The following is a 16,525-nucleotide window of genomic DNA, read 5'->3' as shown; positions in this document are numbered from 1 at the left end:
TCTGGGATTATTCTACCAGAGGCGCTAGATTCCTGGCGGTTTGGCAGCGCAATGCCGGTAGAGACGGGCCACACCCTGGTCGAGGGGCCCGCAGGGCTCCCCGAGCTCCCCCTCGGAAAGGGATGCCGTGGCCATGGCCTCCGAGACCGTGTTTCACAGGTTCCGGTCGTCCTCGAGGCGCTCCGCCACGGCCCCCATGACGAGACGCCGGCAGGTCGAGTTCGGGCACTTCCTTCGGAAGATCTCGGAGTCGTCGTTGCCGGTGGCCGCGAGGATGCCGGCGGCCACCCCGGCGCTGCGGCTGATGCCGCCGTCGCAGGCCACGACGATGAGGCCAGCGAGGTCCATGGCCAAGGCACCGTCCCAGACGAAGTCGGCCACGGCCCTCGCCTGGTCCTTCCCCATGGGCTCCAGGGGACGGCCCCAGGAGGCGCGCTCCCCGTCCTCCACGTCGTCGAACAGGAGCTCCAGGTGGCGGGCGGCGCCCGCGGGCACCTCGATGGGGTCGGAGTCCGGGCCGGTCATGAGGATGCAGTCGAAGGGGCCCTCCAGGCGCGACGCCTGGACCCTCGGGCAGACGACGATGCGGTGGGTCTCGCCGAGGATGGTGCAGTCGACGGCGACGAGTTCGGTTCCCATGGGCGTACCTCCAAATCATCTTCGTTGGTTAAACGAAGGGGCCGAAAGGAAGGTCCCCTCCGGCCCCAACTGCGGATGCCTCCGGCGGTCCCTTCCGGGCGCGCTGCGGGCACTGTCATGGCGTCTCAAAACCCCAGGGCGGTATTCCTGAGCCTTCCCAGGGCCCTCTCGCAGCGCCTCAGGTAGGAGGCCGAGGGTGCCGTGGCGGGGCTCGCCAGGTGATCCTCCAGGTCGCAGGCCTTGACGGCCGCGGCATCGGGGTTCGTCATGACGCGCCCGATGTAGGCGTCGTAGGGCTCGCCGGGTCGCCTCGTGAGGCACCCCACGGCGTCGGCCACCCGTTCCCCGAAGGCCTCACGCACGTCCCCTAGGGTGACGTCCCCGTCCTCCACCACGTCGTGGAGCAAGGCGATGGCGACGGGGGTCCTGTCGGCGGAGTCTAGGGAGATCTTCCTCTCTGCCCTTTCGGCGACCCTCAGGGAGTGTTCGTAGGCGTCGGGTGGGAGGTGCCTCTCGGCGAAGGCACGACCGTCTGCCGGGGCGATGTCGTTCATGGGACCCCCTCTCGAGATCTGAACGTGCAGGTTTTCAACCCATCCGGGAAATCCTAGCGTTTCTGATGTCAGAGAACCTCCTCACGGACGGCGTAAGGCCCCATGGCCTTCAGGTCCAGCCGGACCAGGGGGTAGGTGCAGAAGCCGCTCTTCTCCTCGATGCCCGTGGGGCGATACAGCCCGAGCTCCCTGAGGCGCTCCCGGAGCGCTTTGGGACAGCCGTTGGTGTCGATGAAGGCCATGGCGCCGTCCACATCGGGCATCCCGCCGAGGTTCACGGTGACGTCGCAGAAGGGCTCCCCGGTATCCGCCTCCACGGCACCGACGTAGGTTCCTCCGAAGTAATACTCCTCCACCGTCAGGTAGAGCTCCGTGGGTTCACCCAGGAAGTCGATGACGATGGGGATCGGGCGGGTCTCATCGGTGTTCGCCATGGCGTCTCCTCTACGTTGTTTCTTTACTTCCTTGGCCGCGGTGCCGGGGCCTCACCCCGTACCGCTCGCGCCCCCTGCCGCCCGCGCCTCCCCGGCGCGGGTCCCTCGGCGATCCCGGTGTATGATCACTGTGGGGATAAATATCACCCGGGTGATATTTTCTGGAGGTGCCATGGGTCGGTTGGAGAGGCTCCGCGAGGTGGAGCGCGAGATCGAGGGGAGCCTGTCGGACGCCTCCATGGGGTGGACCCGTGTCTACCGCCTGGTGTCGGAGGTGGCCGAGGAGCGCCTCTGGCTCGACTCCTACCGCTCCCTCGCCTCCTGGATGAGGTCCTTCGGGGACAGGTCGAGGGTGTCCGTGAACTACCTCAACCGGGTCCTTGCCGCCGGGCGCTCCTACGAGGCCTTCCGGGAGCGGTCCCTGGCCGCCGGCAGGCCCTGCCCTGAGCTCTCGGCAGCCCCGGTCTCGGCCACCGCCGTGGCGGAGGCCCGAAGGGTCTCCGCCGGGCGCCCCGAGGCCTTCGACCGCCTCATGGGCTCCCTCGTCTCAGGCGACACGACGCTTTCGGAGGTCCGCCGGATGGCGGCCGCCGGGGCCGGCCTGAGGGACCGCGGGCGCCCCCGGGCGGACACCTCGGCGCCTTCTGGGCACCTGCCCGAGGAGCTGCTCTGGGCCCTCTCGCCGGAGGCCCTCGGCGCGACGTCTTCCGACCCCTCCCGAAGGTTCCTCTGGCAGGCCTTCCCGGAGACCTCCGGCAGGCACTCGGCGTCAACCCTCGTGGCCACAGACTGCCTCAGACAGGCCACCCTGGAAGACCTCGACGGCACCCCTGCGGGGATCGACCTCCTGTGGTTCGCCGCCGTGGCCGACCCCGGGTCCCCGTCGGCGGTGGTGCCCAAGGCCCCTGCCGGGGTGGATTTCGCGTGGCTCTGCGTAGACGCCGCGGAAGCGCCCGACGCGGCGTCGGCGAGACCCTCCGGATGGGGCCTCACGGTCTGCGATGTCTCCGCCGGGACCGTGACCGAGGTCACCCGGGGGCGCCGCCGGAGGGCCGACGCCGGGGGGCGTGCCGACCTCCTCGAGGGGGCCCTCATGAGGTGCCTCAGGAGGGTGTGAGGGGGGCTGTCAGAGAGGTGCGACGGCGTCCTCCACGAAGGCCTTGCCGAGGCCGTCCTTGAAGGCCCTGAGGCCGCCGGCGAGGACGAGGCGCTCTTCGACGGCCCTCTTCCTCTGGGCGGTGTAGGTGGCAGGGAAGCTCATGGGCCCGTAGGGCCCGTACAGCTCGTCGACCAGGGGGCAGGCGTCGTAGGAGAGCGCCCATGGGCCCCTGTGGCGCCCCAGGGCCTCCGCGAGGGCCCTGTGGTCGCCCTCGGAGAGGCTCCGGCGGTAGAGACCGGGGCCGGCGGCCACGTAGGGCGGGTCGAGGTAGCAGACCGCATCGGGACCGAGGGTCGGTGCGACCTTGGCCATGAAGTCGATCGCGTCGCACCACCGCACCTCGATGCGGTCGGCGAGGGCGGCGATGGAGCGCACCTTCGCCTCGAGGTCCTGCCGGTTGAAGCGGTCGGACAGGGCCCAGGGACCGGTCTGGCCCATGCCCCCCATGGGCCTCGCGCCCAGGATTCCCGCCCGATTCGTCCGGGACAGGAACAGGCAGGCGCAGGCCAGCCCGAAGGAGGGCTCTGCGGCCCCGGCCCAGAGGTCGTGGCACCTTCGCCACGTGACCAGGTCCAGGTCCACCCGGCCGATGAAGGCGCAGAGGTCCTCGGGGCGCTCCCTCACGGCCTGCCAGAAGGCGGCCACGGCCGGGTCGGCGTCGGCGAGCACCACCCGGGACACGCAGCCCTCGAGCAGGAGGGCCATGGAGAGGCCCGCCCCGCCGCAGAAGGGCTCCGCCCAGGTGCCGCCCGTGAGGCCGTTGGCGGCGAGGAGGCGGGCCATGAGGGGGAACAGCCGGCTCTTGCCGTCGGGGTAGCGCAGGGGTGTCTTGGTGACAGGCATTGGTCCTCCTCTCCCCTGCGGCCCCGCCGCCCGCGCCTCCGGCGCGGGGACGACCCCGCGCGACCAAGGCCCTCCCGGGGCTGCGCCGGGAGGGCCTTGGTCGCGCGGTACCGGAGGGGCGCTCTTTGAACGGGCAGAGGTACTGGAGGGGTTTTGCGGTCTATAGCCCCTTGAGCCTTCGCTCCGCCGTGAGAAACACCCTGCCACCGTCCCTGGGGCCGATGGCCACCACCTCGACCACCTCTACGACGCCGTTTCTGATTCTGTACACGAGCCTCAGGTTGTCCGATCGGAATTTGAGCTCCCGACATGGGGCCAGGCCACCCCGCAGGGGCTTTCCCACTTCGTCGGCACGGTGGCGAAGCCTGTCGAGCCCGGCGTTGACGATGAGGCGCTGGGAGTTGTCGAGCTTGCCGTAGTCCTTGGCAGCCCCTGGAAGGAACTCGATCGCGAAACGCCCGCTCATTCGAAAAGGTCCTCGTCGGTCAAGGCGCCACCGGCCATGGTCAGGGTTTGCTCCCAGTCTCGGCCAAGAACGTCCTCGATGGGGACGGCCTGGTCGCGCCCTGCGTCGACATCCTCGAGGCGCTGGGCACACTCGTCGTAGAAGCGTTCCATCCGCAGCTCCTCTATCTGGGCCATGAGGTCCTGGAGCATGGAGAAGTCCAGGACGGCGACCTCGATCTCCCCCGTCCTGCCCTGGATGAACTGGGGACGGTTCTTGGCCTGCTCCCGGACGCGCTTGAAGTTTCTCGTGGCATCCGTCGCGGTGACGATCTGGTCCTTGGAGAAGAGAAGCTCCCCGTTCCTCACAGGGATCCGGTCCTCGAGGGATGTCGAGGTGGCAACAGGTGCGCCGTTCTCGATCGTGGCCATGGTTCTCACTCCGTTCGTCCTCCTTTGCAGACCTCGTTTTGTATTCTACTGCGAATTGCCACGCGTATTCAACGGAATCGGGCTGACCGAGGATGTGGGCGAATAGTATTCGCCCAAGGCCCGCTCCATGGCGTCGATGTTCCGGATGCGAGGCTGCCATGGTCCCGGCGCCCAGGCCCCGGAGGGGGCGGACTTCCGGTGGCTCATGGCGCCCGCGGACACCCCCGGGGTCCTCGAGGGGGCCCGCGGCCGCGGCTGGGGCCTGACCCTGTCGGACAGGGCCGCCGGGGCCGCAAGGACGGTCCACCCGGCCCCCCGGAGGGACCCTTCGGCAGAGGCCCGGGCGCGGCTCATGGAGAGGGCCCTCGTGAGGGTGCTCCAGGGGGCCTAGGCCGCGGCATTCCGACAGGGGTTCAGACAGGTGTTCGAAAAAACTGCCCGAATATCCGGAAATATTCCCGGATGGTCGAAAAGGTGCCCGAATAGCCGGAAATGTTCCCGGATGGTCGAAAAGGTGCCCGGGCACGGCCACGAACGTCTGCCGTGAGACAGGCACGGTCGCGTACGAACAAAAATGAGCGGGGCCGCGCTCTCGCGCGACCCCGCACAGACCCCTCGACCTATTCTTCTAGAGAAAGAGCCCCTTGAGTTCTTTTGACACTCCCCATAGCTAAGGCAAGGGGATTCTTCCTTCGACGCGGATTGCCTACTTGCCACCTGGGTGGCAAGTAGGTCTTACGCCCGCTCCAGAAGCGTAGCTGGAATCTTAGACCCCAGCGGTTCCCGCATGCCCTGCGGTACCTTCCCTCAGGATCCTCTCGCCCTCCCGGGCGATGTTTGTGGCCGCGTTGAGGTCGCGATCGTGGGTCGCCCCGCACTCCGGGCAGCGCCACTCGCGCACCGACAGCGGCAGCCCGGGCAGCACGTGACCGCAGGCCGAGCACGTCTTGGAGGACGGGTAGAACCTGTCCACCTTGACGAACGGGCGGCCGTGCCAGGCGCACTTGTACTCGAGCTGGCGGGCCGCCTCGGCCATGGAGGCGTCCGAGACCGCCTTGGCCAGGCGGCGGTTCCTCTTCATCCCCTCCACGTTCAGGTCCTCGACGGCGATGGCTTGGCTCTCGCGCATCGCCTGCGTCGTGGCCTTGTGGACGGCGTCCTTGCGCCTGTCGGCCACGGCCTCGTGAGCCCTGGCCACCTTGAGCCTCTGCTTCGCCCTGTTCCTGGACCCCTTCCTCTTGCGGGAGAGGCGGCGCTGCTCTTTGGCGAGGCGCCTCTCGGCCTTGGCGAGCGCCCTGGGGCTGGCGACCCTGACGCCGTCGGAGCGGACCATGAGGTCCCGGACGCCGGCGTCGATGCCGAGCACGGGGACCTCGCCCTCGGCCATGGGGGCCTCAGGGCAACCCGTGCAGCTGAGCACGCAGAAGTACTTGCCGGAGGGGGCCCGCTTCACCGTGGCCGAGACGATGCGGCCCTCCACGGGCCTGGACACCCGGGCCCTGACCGCCCCGAGCTTGGGGAGCCTCAGGTGCCTCTCGTCGGGCACGGACACGCCCCAGTTGGTGCGGAAGCTCTGCCCGGGGTCCGACTTCGACTTGAAGCGGGGGTAGCCGGGCTTTCCGCCCTGTCTCACCCGGCGGAAGAAGTGGTCGTAGGCAGAGCAGAGGTCCCGCACCGCCTGCTGGAGGGCGTGGGAGTCCGCCTCGCGCAGCCACGGGTGCTCGGCCTTCCAGGCCGGCAGCATCCGGTCGAGCTCCCAGCGGGAGGGCGACTTCCCCGTGGCCTCGTAGGCGGCCTTGCGCACCTCGAGGCAGCGGTTGTAGACCCAGCGCCGGCACCCGAAGGTGCGCTCGATTCGGGATCGCTGGGCCTTGTTGGGGTAGATGCGGACCACGTAGGCTCGCTCCACGCTCACACCTCCTTCTGGGCCTCGATGTAGCGCTTGACGGCGGCCAGGGGCGCCCCGCCCACGGTGGAGACGAAGTAGCTGTTGGTCCATAGGGAGGGGATGCGGCTCTTCAGCCAGGGGAACTCGGAGCGCAGGTCGTGGCTCGTCCTGCCCTTGATGCGCTTCACCGCCCGGTGGACGCCGAGCTGCGGGTCCACGTCGAGGAGCAGGTGGACGTGGTCGGGCATGACCTCCATCTCGACGACCTCGAAGGAGAGCTCGGAGGCTACCTGGGCCGCGATCTCCTTGAAGCGCACGTCCACGCCGTCCACGAGCACCGCCCTTCGGTACTTCGGGCAGAAGACCACGTGGTACCTGCAGCTGTAGACGACGTTGTTGTTGCTCTTGTACTCCATGCCCTAATTATATCACAGCCTGCTATCTATCATTCTCGCAACCCGTGGGCGCGGCTCGACCCCATGGCTGAAGCCAGGGGCTTGCGCCGCGTGTTTCGGTCAGCCCTCCTCGCCGGTATGGGCGGTCGCGGGGTCTCCCCCCCCCCCCCCCCCGCCGGCGCCTTAGAACCTTCCGAGCTCCGCCATCTCCCGACGGACGCGCTCGGATCGCTTCCGGGCCATGGAGCAGCGGAAGGTCTCGAAGGCGCTCCTGAGGGCGCTCTCCCGGGAGTCCTCCCAGTCGCTGTCGTACCACGCCGCCATGGCGCCCTCGACGATGTCGTCAGGGCACCCGCAGCCCTCATCGAGGAGGAAGCGGACCTCGGCGGTGAGGTCGTCGTCGTAGCAGTAGGTATCGCCGACGCGCGCCGTGAGGCGGTAGCGGACCTCGTCGGCAAAGCGTTCCTCGTCGACGCGGTCGCAGACGATCTCGGCCTCGGCCGCCGAGATCACGAGGGGCTCGGCGCCGCGGCAATGGATCTTGAGGTTCATGGCCATGGTCTCCTCCTTAAGGGATCTCAATGGCTGAGCGAGCGGAACATGTCCCAGGTCTCCGAGCGGTCGAAGATCTCGAGCGGCACCCCGTGGGCCAGGTCCGTCTCGGTTTTGAGAAGGTCCCCCCAGCGGCTGTCGCCGGAGCCGGCGACGGTGCCGCCCGGCATCCACGGGGCGCAGCCCTCGGAAGGTTCCGCCACGGGCTCCAGGTGGGGGGTATGGGCGCCGAAGGGGCCCCTTTTCTGGACGAGACGCACGAGGTTCTCCGGCGGGTCGTCCGGGTCGACCTCGACGTGGCCTTCGGGGCAGACCACGAGCACCTTGTCGTAGCGCTCGCTGATGCCGCCGAGGGAGCACCCCTCGAACAGGGGGTTGCGAAAGACTTCCAGGGGCAGTGCTCTCATGGCTCCTCCTTGTCAGCAGTGGCAGTCGACGACGTCGACCGTGAAGTCGTCCTTGGGGAGGCTCCGGACGTAGTCCCAGAAGGGGACCCCGCCCTCGACCCAGGAGCCGTCGGCATCCACGTAGGCGTAGGGTTCGGCGCACTCGCGGAACCTGATGTGGGTCCGGCGGAAATCGTCGAAGCTCTTCGGGCGCTTGCGCTCGCGGGACTCCCCGTGGCGCTCGATCTTGGCTAGGAGGCTCTCGTAGTCGAGGCGGATGGCGCGCTCCTCGGCCTCCGTGGGCTCGTAGGTCTCGGGGTCCGGGAGGTCCGCCAGAGGTATGGGGGCGAGGTCGTAACCCCAGAGACCCTCCCAGCGGCCGCCCTCCTCCCACCAGTCCCAGTGGGCGTCGGGGTTGTACCAGTAGCCTTTCGCCTGGGCCTCGTCGTCGAAGTTCGCGTCCTCGTCCTCCTGGAACTCCGGGACGGCCCCTCCCAGAGCGGCGAGGTCGGGGTCTCCGCAGAAGGGGGCGAGGATGCTTGCCAGGGAAAGCGGCCCCTCCTTTGGGCGGATCACGGCTACGCAGTAGTGCATGGGCATCCCCTCTCCATAGGGCGAGGGCCCCTCCCCGGAAATCCGGGAAGGGACCCTCTGACGGGTGTCTTCTGGTGCGCCCGGACGGATTCGAACCGCCGACGCCGGCCTTAGGAGGGCCGCGCTCTGTCCTGCTGAGCTACGGGCGCAGGGTCGGGGGGAGCGCCTCGGCACCCCTCCTCCACGGGACCTGCCCCCGGCGCCTCCGGGCGCCGGCCCCGGGAAGACAGATGAGGGTCCCCGCAAGAGACACTCGCGGGGACCCTCCGGGCCGTCCCTGTGGGAGTGCGGGGGTGGGACGGCCACGCACCCCTGAGGTGTGCGACGGGATGATCAGGTCGTTGGCGGCCTGACGGGTCAAATTTCAACACACGCACCCCTGCGGGGTGCGACTGACCCCGTTTACGCTTGACATGTTTTATTTTGGTTTCAACACACGCACCCCCGCGGGGTGCGACCTTGACGGCAGCGGCGGAGTCCTCAGAACCAACGTTTCAACACACGCACCCTTGCGAGGTGCGACAAACCGAGTGTACTTGCGTGAGCTTCGGTCATCGTTTCAATACACGCACCCCTGAGGGGTGCGACTCCCAAAGGTCGTGCCCGAGCCCATCTGCTTCAGGATACCCCGTGGCCCGGCCGTAAGGGAAACCATGGATAATCATACCAAAGACGCATCTTTCGGGACATCGGAAAGGCGCCGGGTAGGCACCCAGGGCGGGCGTTCCCGAGGGTGGCGGCGGGAGGAGCTTTCAGGGGGCACGGGAAAGGGGCCGCTTTGGTATCTTTGGCGGTTGATTGTCAGACAACCGTCAGGAGAAGTCATGGGAATCCGCACGAAGGTCGTTTTGACGGCCCTTTCCGCATCCGCCCTCATGGTCTTGGCCGGGTGCTCGGGCGCCGGCAACGCGGCCGACCTCGAGGCCAGGGTGGCCGCCCTTGAGGAGCGTGTGGACGCCATGGAGGGGACGGCGCAGGACCAAGGGGGGTCGAAGGCCGACGACGCCGAGACAGAGGGCGTCGACCGGGTGGGCAGCGATACCGTGGAGGTCGGAGACGCCGCGTTCGAGAACGACTTCTTCGGGGACGGCAAGGTCGTCCTCGTGCCAATGACCTTCACGAACACCACCGGCAAGGAGACGTCGTTCACGGGGGTCGCCTCCGTCAAGGCCTACCAGGGCGGGGTCGAGCTGGACAGGGGCTATGCCGAGTCGTGGACCTCCGGCATACCGCAGACGGACTCGGACAAGGGGACCTATATCAAGCCGGGGGCGTCCATCGAGGTCTCCGACTGCTTCGAGCTGAGGGACACATCCCCCGTCACCGTCGAGGTGAGCACTCCCGAAGGCGCCGCGGTCGCACAGAGGACCTTCGAGGTGGGTTGACCCGGGTCCCCCCCTATCGGCATCCCCGAAAAAGTAGGAGGGGAACCGGCAAAGGCGCCAGTCCCCCTCCAGTCCCCGCCTCACGTGGAGTCCACGGGGTCTAGTCAGTGACACGGGCCGTAGCATCCCATGGGTCTCGCCACAAGACGGAGCACCCGGGCACAGCGCTGGGACCCCCAGGGCCCCGCGGGTGTCGTCTCGGACTGGTTCCGGGCCCACCGGGACGCAGACCCGGGAGGAGTGCCTCGGCACCCCTCCTCCACGGGACCTGCCCCCGGCGCCTCCGGGCGCCGGCCCCGGGAAGACGGGGAAGGGCCCCACGAGAGACGCTCGTGGGGCCCTTCGGGCCGTCCCTGTGGGTTTGTAGGGCGGGACGGCCACGCACCCCTGCGGGGTGCGACGTCCGCTTGGCAACCGCTTAAGGACCATTTGCTGTTTCAACACACGCACCCCTGCGGGGTGCGACAGACGGGGCGCCGTGGGCCTCGCCGCATACTACCCCGCGTGTTTCAACACACGCACCCCTGTGGGGTGCGACTGAGGTCCATTCGACTTTTCGGCGGCACCTCAACTCCGGTTTCAATACACGCACCCCTGCGGGGTGCGACGACCCACCAGGGCAGGACGCCGGAATCGGTGCTGATGTTTCAATACACGCACCCCTGCGGGGTGCGACGGAGGTCCTGCGCGGGGCCGACGGCACCCTTTCGGTTTCAATACACGCACCCCTGCGGGGTGCGACCGATCGTTTTGTTCTCAACGTCCGTTGTTGCAAAGGTTTCAATACACGCACCCCTGCGGGGTGCGACTTTCAACGACCTTGTGGCGGGCGGTCTCACTGCAGTTTCAATACACGCACCCCTGCGGGGTGCGACCCCAAAGGTCGTGCCCGAGCCCACCTGCCCCACGACATCCTGTGGCCCGACCCCAAGGAAAACCATATCGAATCATACCAAAGACGCATCTTGCGGGACAATCCAGCGCGAACCTCCGGGAATCTCGCCGGCGGCCGGGGTTCGCGCAGGGACTTCCGATCGCCCCCTCGGAAGCCCCTAGAATCCGTTCCCGGCCGCTGCGCCCCGGCTAGGTATCGACCATGGCCCTCCTCCCTGGACGCGCCATCCGAGTGCCTTCCTGCCAGAGGGCCCGCCGGCCTTCCCGCGGACACCCCCTCGTCGGTGCCCTCAACACCCCATCGCGGAAAGGACCTGCGCCGCGGTCATGGACGGGATGCCCCCCTCCCCGAAGGCCCTGCGGTCGCGGGAGCAGATGATGTCCACGTCGCTCAATCGGGCCGCCGCGAGCACCATAGCGTCCTCCAGGTCCGGCTCCGGAAGGTCGAGGGCCAGCTCGCAGGCGTCCCTGTCCAAGGGGACGACGTCGAGGATCTCTAGGAAGACCCGTATGGCCGCGCCCCGCGGGTCCGGCTCTGGAATATAGCGACGGCAAATGTAGTAGAAGTCCTTCAGGCTCGAGGCCAGGACACATCCTCGGACGCGACGGTCGACGCAGAGGCTGAAGAGGTCTATCGCCGCATGGTGTTCGGGACGACTGCTCACCACGGCGTCGATCAGGATGTTCGTGTCGAGCATCACCTTAGTCTCGGTCACCGTACGCCTCCTCCATGAACTCGTCCCTGGTCATGGTGTCCAGGGGCGTCCCGACCGGGAAGGACCTCGAGATCTCCTCGAGGGTGTCGAGGGCGCGCCTCCTGCGCAGCAGCTCCCTGTCGGTCGTGTAGGAGTCCGGGACCTTCCCGGTCGTGGCCAGGTCGGACACGAACCCGGAGATCAGCGATCCGAGCGACATGCCGGCACGACGGGCGGCAGCCTCGGCCTTGCGGCGGGTGCCCTCATCCACCCTCGCTGAGACGACAACACTGGCCATGATTCCTTCCTTCCCTGCGTCTACTGTAGTGTCTACATATTGTATACACCACTGTCTACGGTGTCGCAACAGCCCGGGGCGAAGCGCCGTGGAAGGTACGTGGCAGGGGCACTCAAACCGAGGAACGCATCCTTCGGCACAAGAAAGGGGCCGCGTCCCGGTGGGCGCGAACCCTTTCCCAGGCCCGGCCCTATTGGGTGCCGGGCGCCAGATCACTGATACTGGGCGTGGAGGACGAAGGCTTTGACCGAGGGATCGAGGTCACCCCTTGCGGCGGCGACCTCGAGGTCGTCGACGTGGGCGGGGACCCTATCGGTAGCCTGGGGCACGAAGTCGGCCTCCCGCGGCCCGTAGCGGTTGCCCGAGATCCACACGGGCCCGTCCCTGAACCCCCTCAGCCCCTCCTCGTCCATCAGGCCCTACCGGCCGCCGCTGTCGGAATCCTCCGGAAGCTCCCAGACGACCTCTCCGGTATTGCCGTCGACGACCTCTGCGGCCCAGACCCTCTCGTCCTTGGCCGATGCCTGGATGTGGCCCACGACCCACCCCAGGGCGTCCTCGGGCCCGCCGTCAAGCCGCCAGGGTCTCGCCGGAGGCTACCTCTTCGCACTCGCAGTCGCACCAACGGACGATCTCTTTGACGGAGCGCTCCAGGGCGCGCTGGTAGAGGCCGTTGTAGGCGGTCATGAGGTCGTCCCAGAGCTCCCAGCCTTCGCTCTCCCAGATCCCGTCTGAGACCGCCTCCAGGGCGTCCTCCAGCTCGTTCAGGAGCGGCACGTAGGAGTTCCAGGCGCCGACGCCCTCCCAGTCCATGTCGCCGACGGGCTCCGCCGGGAGCGCGTGGGTGGGCTCCACAGGGTCCACGTCGGCGACGGCGTAGGTGGCATAGAGGGAGTCGTAGAGGTACCAGCCGCCGACATCCTCGAAGGGCACGTCGCGGCGCATCCAGGTGCGGTAGTACCAGGCGCTTTCCAGGTGGCCGCCGATGCGGGCCAGAAGGGCGTCCACGCAGGCGGCGCCCTCGTCGCAGACCTTGGAGACGGCGTCGGAGGTGGCGTTCTCGGTGTCGGGGTTTTTGACGGATTCCATCAGGGCCTCCTCGCGGGTCGGGCGTCCGGGGCCTTCCGCCCGGATCTCGCGGGGGCTTCCGTCCGCGCGTCACCGCGCGGAAGGGGCGTGGGGAGGGCCGTTGGATTGTCAGTTTGCTTTCATCGAGAGGGCAATTCCTATATAATAGTTATATGAGAATTAGGGGGTGTGTCTTGGATTCCAAGGCAGATGGCAGGCGGGGGCCGAAGGCCGTGCCCCGCAAGGCCTGTCTCATCAACATGCTGGAGACGGACTACCGGGACCTTGCCCGGTGGGCCGAGGAGGACTCCTCGACGAAGGCCGAGGTGTTCCGCGACATGATGGCCCGGGAGAGGGCACGCAGGGAGGGTCGCGACCATGGCTAGGGCAGACAGGACGGACAGGAGGAAGGACGCCGAGGCGTTCGTGAGACGCTGGAGCGGACGCGGGTACGAGAAGGGCGAGGCGTCGTCGTTCTGGATCGACCTGTTCCAGACCGTGCTCGGCCTGGACGACGCCATCGAGCGCCTCCAGTTCGAGGTGCCCATCAAGACCCTGGCCTCCGACAGCTCGGGCTTCATCGACGTCCACATCCCGAGCGCATCCACCATCGTCGAGATGAAATCGTCGGGCGTCGACCTGGCCAAGAAGGAGATGCGCCAGGGGCGCATGGTGACCCCAGCCGAACAGGCTCGCGACTACGCCAACGGGTTCCCCTACTCCCTGAGGCCCCGCTACCTCATCGCATGCAACTTCGAGGAGATGTGGGTCTACGACACCGCGAGAAACCCCCTGGCGGACAAGCCCCTTTACAGAATCCCCTTGGAGGACCTGCCCCGTCAGGTCGACGTGCTCCGATTCCTCTCCGGGGAGGCCAAGCCGCCCGAGGTCCTCGCCCGCGAGGTGTCGGTCGAGGCCGGACGCATCATGGGCCGACTCCACGAGCACGCCGAGAGGGCCTACGGAGACACCTCCAAACCGTCCGTGCAACACGCCGTGTCGGTGCTCCTGACCAGGCTCATGTTCCTGATGTTCGCCGAGGACGCGGGGCTCCTCCTCTCCGCCAAGAAGGACGGTGTCCGGGATAACCTCGCCTTCCGCGACTACGTGAGGTCGTGGAGCCCCGAGAACCTCTCGACAGGCCTCAAGGTGCTGTTCGATTGGCTCGACACCAAGCCCGAGGACAGGGACCCCTATGCGTCCGAGAAGCTCAGGGCCTTCCCCTACGTCAACGGGGGCCTGTTCCGCGAGAAGATCCCCATCCCCACCCTGGACGAGGACTTCCGGCACACCCTGATCGTCGACGGATGCCAGGAGTTCGACTGGTCCGGCGTCTCCCCCACCGTGTTCGGGTCGATCTTCGAGGGAGCGCTCTCCCCCGACCACAGGCGAAGGAACGGCCAGCACTTCACGACGCCCGAAGCCATCCACAGGGTCATCGACCCCCTTTTCCTGGATGACCTCAAGGAGAAGTTCGTCGACGCCTGCAACAGGGACACGGCCGGCGGTGCAAGGACCAAGGCCCTCCTGAGCCTCCAGGACGAGATCGCCGCCGTTTCGGTCCTCGACCCGGCGGCCGGGTCGGGCAACTTCCTCACCGAAAGCTACCTGAGCCTGCGCCGCCTCGAGAACAGGGTCCTGTTCGAACTGAGCTACACGGGCAAAGGTGCCGGAGACCAGACGGCGTTCTCCGGCGGCCTCTTCTCGGACGCCATGGACCTGCAGCCGAAGGTCTCGCTCGCCAACTTCCACGGCATCGAGCTGGAGGACTACGCCTGTTGCGTCGCACGCACCGCACTCTGGATCGCGGAGATTCAGGCGGACCGCGACACCTCGAAGGTGCTCACGGTGACGAGGCCGGCGCTCCCCCTCAACGACTACGAGGGCATCGTCTGCGCCAACGCCCTGCGCATCGACTGGAACGACGTCGTCTCGTCTGACAAGGTCACCCACATCTGCGGCAACCCTCCCTTCCTCGGGTCCTACCGCCTCGACGCGATCCAGAAGGCGGACCGCAAGGACCTGTTCGGCGCCGGTGGCGGCGTGCTGGACTATGTCGCCTGCTGGTATTTGAAGGCGGCCGAGTACATGGGTGACGGACCGATAAAGGCCGCCTTTGTCAGCACCAACTCCATCTGCCAGGGTCAGCAGGTCGAGCCCCTGTGGCGGCGCCTCTTCTCCTTAGGGTTCCACATCGACTTCGCCTGGACCACGTTCTTCTGGTCCAGCGAGGCCGACGACCCGGCCCACGTCCACGTCGTCATCGTCGGGTTCTCCAAGACGGGGGAAAAGCCCCGGGTGCTCCACCGGACCCGGGAGGGCGAGGCCGTCCTCTGCGACAACATCAACGGCTACCTCATGGCCGCCCCCGACTGGTTCGTCACCAAGAGCACCAGGCAGGCCAGCGGGATGCCGGAGATGTCGAGGGGGTGTCAGCCGACGGGCAAGTCCCTCATCATGACCGATGACGAGGCCCGCGGCCTCGTGGATGCGGAGCCGGAGGCAGCCCGGTGGATCAGGCCGTTCTCCATGGGCAAGGACTTCGTCGACGGCGAGGCGAGACGATGCCTCTGGCTCAAGGACGCGACCCTTAACGACATCGCCTCCATGCCCCTGGTCGAGGAGCGGGTGAAGGAGGTCCGGGACTTCCGCCTGGCAAGCCCCAAGGCCGCCACGAGGAAGAAGGCCGCCACGCCGTGGCTGTTCGACGAGGTCAGGGACCCCGAGGGCACCTACATCGGCGTGCCCAAGGTTACTTCCGCGAACCGCACCTACATCCCCATGGGCTTCGTCACCGACGGCATGGTCCCGGGGGACAAGCTGTACTTCATCCCCACCGGCAGCCTCTTCCTATTCGGTGTCCTCATGTCCCGGTTCCACAACGCCTGGATGCGCATGACGTGCGGTCGTCTCAAAAGCGACTATAGCTACAGCAACACCATCGTCTACAACACCTTCGTCTTCCCAACACCAAACGAATCCAAGAAGTCCGAGGTCGAGCGGTGCGCCCAAGCGGTGCTCGACGCCAGGGCAGCGCACCCCGACTCCTCCCTCGCCGAGATGTACGACGGCATCTCCCCTGTGCCCGAGGGGGCGACGGGCGCCCAGGCCAGGAAGTTCGACCGCTTCGTGTTCTCCGACCTCAAGGCCGCCCATGACTCCCTCGACGCCGCCGTCGAGGCGGCCTACGGCGTCGACTTCGGCGGCGACGAGGAGAGGATTGTGAACCACCTTTTCGGGCTCTACGCTGAAGCCGTGAGAGAGGGGGAACGATGAGCACACTGACGGGCACGCTTCGAAACATCTGGGAGGCGTTCTTCCCGGCCCACCCGACGCCCACCGAGCAGGCCATCAACACCGTCCTTCTTGTCCTCTTCGCCCTCACCATCGCTATCCTCGTCTGGCAGGAGGTGTCCAACAGGCGCCGCCAGGACGAGGTCCGGCGCACCCTCATGGAGGCGGCCCCGGTGTCTGCGGAGGAGTTCCTCGAGAACTGGAGGATCGGGAGGCGGGGGTCCGGCCTCGGCTACGGGGCAACCGACGAGGCGGGCTGCTACGTGATCATGACGGATCCCGTCTACGACGAGGCCGGCAAGGTGTCCTATGAGGCTGTCTACGTAGGCCAGTCCATCCATGTGGCCCAGAGGGTGAGGGCGCACCTCACCGGCCACGGAAACGGCGACGTCTATGCCGACGTTCGTGCGGGAAAGCCCGTGGAGGTCCGCATGGTCCGCTGCGCACCTTCGGACCTCAACGCCACCGAGCGCTCCCTCATCGCCGCCTTTGACGCGACGAGCTCCTACAACCGCACCCGCGGCGGCTCCAAGGCCCGCTGACCTTCCCGAGACACGAGAGAAAGGCCCGA

21 protein-coding genes, 1 tRNA gene and 1 CRISPR repeat array are annotated in these 16,525 nt (G+C 67.5%); of the genes, 6 read left to right on the top strand and 16 right to left on the bottom strand.

Annotation, left to right across the window (positions count from 1 at the left end):
* Positions 1-153: 153 nt before the first annotated feature.
* The 3 genes from OR600_RS09590 to OR600_RS09580 form a co-directional block, all read right to left on the bottom strand.
* On the bottom strand, positions 154-639 hold the full coding sequence (locus OR600_RS09590; RefSeq protein WP_265591116.1) for a hypothetical protein: 486 nt from the start codon (positions 637-639) through the stop codon (positions 154-156).
* A 125-nt stretch (positions 640-764) separates the two neighbouring features.
* Positions 765-1,193 carry a hypothetical protein gene (locus OR600_RS09585; protein WP_265591145.1) on the bottom strand — a complete coding sequence of 143 codons (429 nt, stop codon included), beginning with the start codon at positions 1,191-1,193 and terminating at the stop codon, positions 765-767.
* A 68-nt stretch (positions 1,194-1,261) separates the two neighbouring features.
* Positions 1,262-1,627, bottom strand: a complete 366-nt coding sequence (locus OR600_RS09580) for a DUF4313 domain-containing protein (protein ID WP_265591115.1) — start codon at positions 1,625-1,627, stop codon at positions 1,262-1,264.
* A 172-nt stretch (positions 1,628-1,799) separates the two neighbouring features.
* On the opposite strand from OR600_RS09580, the gene OR600_RS09575 reads away from it, so the two are divergent.
* Complete coding sequence (locus OR600_RS09575) at positions 1,800-2,744, top strand: hypothetical protein (RefSeq protein WP_265591114.1); 945 nt, start codon at positions 1,800-1,802, stop codon at positions 2,742-2,744.
* A 9-nt stretch (positions 2,745-2,753) separates the two neighbouring features.
* Here the strand turns inward: OR600_RS09575 and OR600_RS09570 are convergent, their stop codons facing one another.
* The 3 genes from OR600_RS09570 to OR600_RS09560 form a co-directional block, all read right to left on the bottom strand.
* The gene (locus tag OR600_RS09570; RefSeq protein ID WP_265591113.1) at positions 2,754-3,629 is read right to left on the bottom strand and encodes a DNA adenine methylase; all 876 of its coding nucleotides are present in this window, start codon (positions 3,627-3,629) and stop codon (positions 2,754-2,756) included.
* Between the two features lie 160 nt (positions 3,630-3,789).
* Positions 3,790-4,095, bottom strand: coding sequence for a type II toxin-antitoxin system RelE family toxin (locus OR600_RS09565; RefSeq protein WP_135978567.1), 306 nt, complete (start codon positions 4,093-4,095; stop codon positions 3,790-3,792).
* On the bottom strand, positions 4,092-4,505 hold the full coding sequence (locus OR600_RS09560) for a hypothetical protein (protein ID WP_135978566.1): 414 nt from the start codon (positions 4,503-4,505) through the stop codon (positions 4,092-4,094). Before OR600_RS09560 ends, OR600_RS09565 begins: the two co-directional genes overlap by 4 nt.
* A gap of 127 nt (positions 4,506-4,632) precedes the next feature.
* On the opposite strand from OR600_RS09560, the gene OR600_RS09555 reads away from it, so the two are divergent.
* Positions 4,633-4,896 carry a hypothetical protein gene (locus OR600_RS09555; protein ID WP_265591112.1) on the top strand — a complete coding sequence of 88 codons (264 nt, stop codon included), beginning with the start codon at positions 4,633-4,635 and terminating at the stop codon, positions 4,894-4,896.
* A gap of 375 nt (positions 4,897-5,271) precedes the next feature.
* Here the strand turns inward: OR600_RS09555 and OR600_RS09550 are convergent, their stop codons facing one another.
* The 6 genes from OR600_RS09550 to OR600_RS09525 all read right to left on the bottom strand — a co-directional run bounded on the left by OR600_RS09550 (position 5,272) and on the right by OR600_RS09525 (position 8,469).
* Positions 5,272-6,414, bottom strand: a complete 1,143-nt coding sequence (locus OR600_RS09550) for an RNA-guided endonuclease TnpB family protein (RefSeq protein ID WP_265591111.1) — start codon at positions 6,412-6,414, stop codon at positions 5,272-5,274.
* A gap of 2 nt (positions 6,415-6,416) precedes the next feature.
* The gene (gene tnpA / locus OR600_RS09545) at positions 6,417-6,809 is read right to left on the bottom strand and encodes an IS200/IS605 family transposase (RefSeq protein ID WP_265591110.1); all 393 of its coding nucleotides are present in this window, start codon (positions 6,807-6,809) and stop codon (positions 6,417-6,419) included.
* A gap of 162 nt (positions 6,810-6,971) precedes the next feature.
* Entirely contained in the window at positions 6,972-7,346 is a 375-nt protein-coding gene (locus OR600_RS09540; RefSeq protein ID WP_135978554.1) for a hypothetical protein, read from the bottom strand.
* A 20-nt stretch (positions 7,347-7,366) separates the two neighbouring features.
* Positions 7,367-7,747, bottom strand: a complete 381-nt coding sequence (locus OR600_RS09535; RefSeq protein ID WP_135978553.1) for a DUF8317 domain-containing protein — start codon at positions 7,745-7,747, stop codon at positions 7,367-7,369.
* Between the two features lie 12 nt (positions 7,748-7,759).
* Entirely contained in the window at positions 7,760-8,326 is a 567-nt protein-coding gene (locus tag OR600_RS09530) for a hypothetical protein (RefSeq protein ID WP_135978552.1), read from the bottom strand.
* 66 nt (positions 8,327-8,392) lie between these two features.
* Positions 8,393-8,469: transfer RNA gene (locus tag OR600_RS09525), tRNA-Arg, on the bottom strand.
* Between the two features lie 675 nt (positions 8,470-9,144).
* Between OR600_RS09525 and OR600_RS09520 the strand changes: the two genes are divergently transcribed.
* Positions 9,145-9,705 (top strand): DUF5067 domain-containing protein, encoded by a 561-nt coding sequence (locus OR600_RS09520; protein ID WP_168354089.1) that lies wholly within the window; start codon positions 9,145-9,147, stop codon positions 9,703-9,705.
* Between the two features lie 434 nt (positions 9,706-10,139).
* A CRISPR array of direct repeats spans positions 10,140-10,580; the repeat unit is 32 nt; unit sequence GTTTCAATACACGCACCCCTGCGGGGTGCGAC.
* A gap of 309 nt (positions 10,581-10,889) precedes the next feature.
* Here the strand turns inward: OR600_RS09520 and OR600_RS09515 are convergent.
* From OR600_RS09515 to OR600_RS09500, 4 genes are all read right to left on the bottom strand, one after another.
* The gene (locus OR600_RS09515) at positions 10,890-11,315 is read right to left on the bottom strand and encodes a PIN domain-containing protein (protein ID WP_265591109.1); all 426 of its coding nucleotides are present in this window, start codon (positions 11,313-11,315) and stop codon (positions 10,890-10,892) included.
* Positions 11,302-11,592 carry a hypothetical protein gene (locus OR600_RS09510; RefSeq protein WP_135978549.1) on the bottom strand — a complete coding sequence of 97 codons (291 nt, stop codon included), beginning with the start codon at positions 11,590-11,592 and terminating at the stop codon, positions 11,302-11,304. The genes OR600_RS09515 and OR600_RS09510 overlap by 14 nt, the downstream gene beginning before the upstream one ends.
* 212 nt (positions 11,593-11,804) lie before the next feature.
* Complete coding sequence (locus OR600_RS09505; protein WP_135978548.1) at positions 11,805-12,005, bottom strand: hypothetical protein; 201 nt, start codon at positions 12,003-12,005, stop codon at positions 11,805-11,807.
* Positions 12,006-12,162: 157 nt separating this feature from the next.
* Positions 12,163-12,681, bottom strand: a complete 519-nt coding sequence (locus OR600_RS09500; protein WP_135978547.1) for a hypothetical protein — start codon at positions 12,679-12,681, stop codon at positions 12,163-12,165.
* A gap of 173 nt (positions 12,682-12,854) precedes the next feature.
* On the opposite strand from OR600_RS09500, the gene OR600_RS09495 reads away from it, so the two are divergent.
* Genes OR600_RS09495 through OR600_RS09485 form a run of 3 tightly spaced genes read left to right on the top strand, consistent with a single transcriptional unit; the run spans position 12,855 to position 16,496 of the window.
* Positions 12,855-13,046: a hypothetical protein gene (locus OR600_RS09495; protein ID WP_265591108.1), complete on the top strand. Its 192-nt coding sequence runs from the start codon at positions 12,855-12,857 to the stop codon at positions 13,044-13,046.
* On the top strand, positions 13,039-15,936 hold the full coding sequence (locus OR600_RS09490; protein WP_265591107.1) for a DNA methyltransferase: 2,898 nt from the start codon (positions 13,039-13,041) through the stop codon (positions 15,934-15,936). Before OR600_RS09495 ends, OR600_RS09490 begins: the two co-directional genes overlap by 8 nt.
* On the top strand, positions 15,933-16,496 hold the full coding sequence (locus OR600_RS09485; protein WP_265591106.1) for a GIY-YIG nuclease family protein: 564 nt from the start codon (positions 15,933-15,935) through the stop codon (positions 16,494-16,496). The genes OR600_RS09490 and OR600_RS09485 overlap by 4 nt, the downstream gene beginning before the upstream one ends.
* Positions 16,497-16,525: the final 29 nt, after the last annotated feature.

The organism is Granulimonas faecalis (assembly GCF_022834715.1).
Lineage (GTDB): Bacteria > Actinomycetota > Coriobacteriia > Coriobacteriales > Atopobiaceae > Granulimonas > Granulimonas faecalis.
This window is presented reverse-complemented; position numbering and strand designations above follow the sequence as displayed.